The 2,287-nt window shown below is 55.9% G+C and carries 1 protein-coding gene; it reads right to left on the bottom strand.

Going from position 1 to position 2,287, the window contains the following annotated elements; all coding sequences use genetic code 11:
• Positions 1–1,658: 1,658 nt before the first annotated feature.
• On the bottom strand, positions 1,659–2,287 hold a 629-nt coding region (locus QJT78_RS50350; protein ID WP_281460833.1), incomplete at its 5' end, for a transposase.

Raw genomic sequence — 2,287 nt, 5'->3', positions numbered from 1 at the left:
GCACGCCTCAAGCACCTTGCGATCTTTCCTCGAAAGGTGGACTTCTCTTGCTTCGGGTATCATCCCGACCTTGAATCACGACTCACGTTCCAAGAAAAGTGGGTACTAGCGCTCTTGAGAGACGCTCCGCTTCAGCTCTAGTGACGTTGGTTTCTTCCACGGTCTTAATGTCGCGCCGTGTGAAGAAGGTGATCAGTCGTTTAAGTTTCCTAGGAAGCCCGCCAAAACCTCCAAATGGTCGACTATGAAGGAGGCTTGATCTAGCAGCCCCTTTAGGGAAGCTATGATGCTTCCACTGCGAACGTCTACTACATAGAGGCGAGCATTTCCTTCGAGCGGCTCGTAACCTTTGGCAGTGACGAACTCCGTGTAGAGTTCACCAAGAGCTTCGAAGCTTTGACCCAAATCGACCAATTCGACGGGCTTCGAATTTGAAATGTGAACGGTGAGTTGGAGATCGTCGCGCTTGGATCTCGTCGGTCTCGCCATACGTGCCCCCGCCCGTAGCGAACGTTCTCAACTATCGCAAATGATCAACCCAACCGACTTACACGAAAAAGTTGCAAGGGGGAACTGCGCGGTTGCGGCGGACGCGGATCGGAAAAGTTTATACCTGTTTATACTTTTTTCTGACGGCAAAGGATTTCTGCTGTCATCCTATAAGCCATTGATTTTATTGAAAAGCTTGGTGGGCGCACCAGGGCTCGAACCTGGGACCCGCTGATTAAGAGTCTCATTCTCTAAAAGAGATTTCAGGCACTTAGCTGTAAAAGGCAACCAAAACAGCACTAGCAAAATCAATACGTTATGGCCGAAATGTAAATCGCTTGATCGCGCGGCCAGCACGCGCGCCCCTTGCGTCCCGAACGTAAATAGCGGCCGAAAAGATCAACAAAAACAATGAAGTTTGCTCCCGATCGACCACCTTTATCTCCGTTCGTTCACGGGGTTTCGGTGGTCAATCGGTGGTCAGCTTCCGATCTGCTCTCACTGAAATCATCTCGGCCTATTTGACCAGTCGGGGGTTTGAGTCAGGGGGAGGGCTACCTACGTTCCCGCCGACAGGTTTCCGCCGAGTTTTTGGTGTCGGTGGCGTAAATCCCCTCATTGCGGGGCGCCCCTGCCCTTCTCCCCTTGTGAGAGAATGAGGGTCTATGTAACCTGTTGATCGGGCATGGGAAACCAAAAGTAGTGTCCCTATAGTGTCCCCTTCGCAGGGTTCCCCAACGCGACGCTTCCGTAGCCGAGCTTGTAGCCTGCTCGGCTCCTTCTTTGTGGTTGTGTTCGAGACTATCCCCAGCTCCTGCAGGGACGCGCGCTGGTGCGTTCACGAGCTGGGGGATGTCTATCACGCGCGCGACGGGACAGACGCACCACGGCTCATCGCCCGCCTTTGAGCGACGCAATCGCGCGACGTGATGAGCTTTCCCCTTCGGCGCAAAGCGGCTGATCAACCTGAAGCCACGTCCGCGTAGCCCTCGAAGGCGGACATTGTGAAGGCCAAGTCGGATGTCCGACGAGGGCCCAGGCTGTGTGAGAACCTCTTTTGGGGCAGTTCGAAGGTTCGGCATCGGCTTCGCGGCTCGATTTAGGCGGCCGGATGAGCAGCCAGAAGCTTCTGGACTCGAATGCCGCCGATCTGGGCGTACAAATATCCCTTACGTTTGCATCGCCTCCAGCAGTGTTCGGCAACCCAGAATCGCTATTACACGTTTCATATTGTAGGCGAGCACATTCAGCGCCATCTCGGTCGCGACCTTGTGTTGTCTTTGCATCAGGAAGTGCGTCGCACCCATCCAGGCCTTTATCGTCCCGAACGGATGCTCCGCCGTTTGACGGCGTAAAGTCATCTTGTTCGGGTCCTGGTCGAGCCGCCGCTGAATCTTCTCCAACACGGCCTCGTGCTCCCAGCGCGCGATGCGCCGCTCGGGGCCGGTCGTGCACTGAGCTTTGAGCGCGCAGGTTTGGCAAGCGGTCGTCCAGTAACGGCGCAGCATCTTACCATCCTCTTGGCCGGTGAAGCGGTAGGTGAGCCGTTCGCCGGCAGGGCAGCGATAGATGTCCTCGGCCGCAACATAGACGAAGTCCTGCTTGCCAAAACGGCCGGCGGCTTTCGCACCTGAGGTCTGCGGTTTCGGCAATGTGACCGTGACGCCAGCCTGCTCACAGGCGCGAAGTTCAGAGCTGGCCCCGCAAATTCGGACAGTAGCTTGAGTGGATTTTCTGCCTGACAGCGGCGAGGATTCTTGCTGCGAATCAGGAGCGAAGATGACGAAGAAGAGCCGCC

Source organism: Bradyrhizobium sp. Mp27 (assembly GCF_029953005.1).
Lineage (GTDB): Bacteria > Pseudomonadota > Alphaproteobacteria > Rhizobiales > Xanthobacteraceae > Bradyrhizobium > Bradyrhizobium barranii.
Note: the sequence above shows the minus strand (reverse complement) of the source record. Positions and strands in the feature narration are given on the sequence as shown.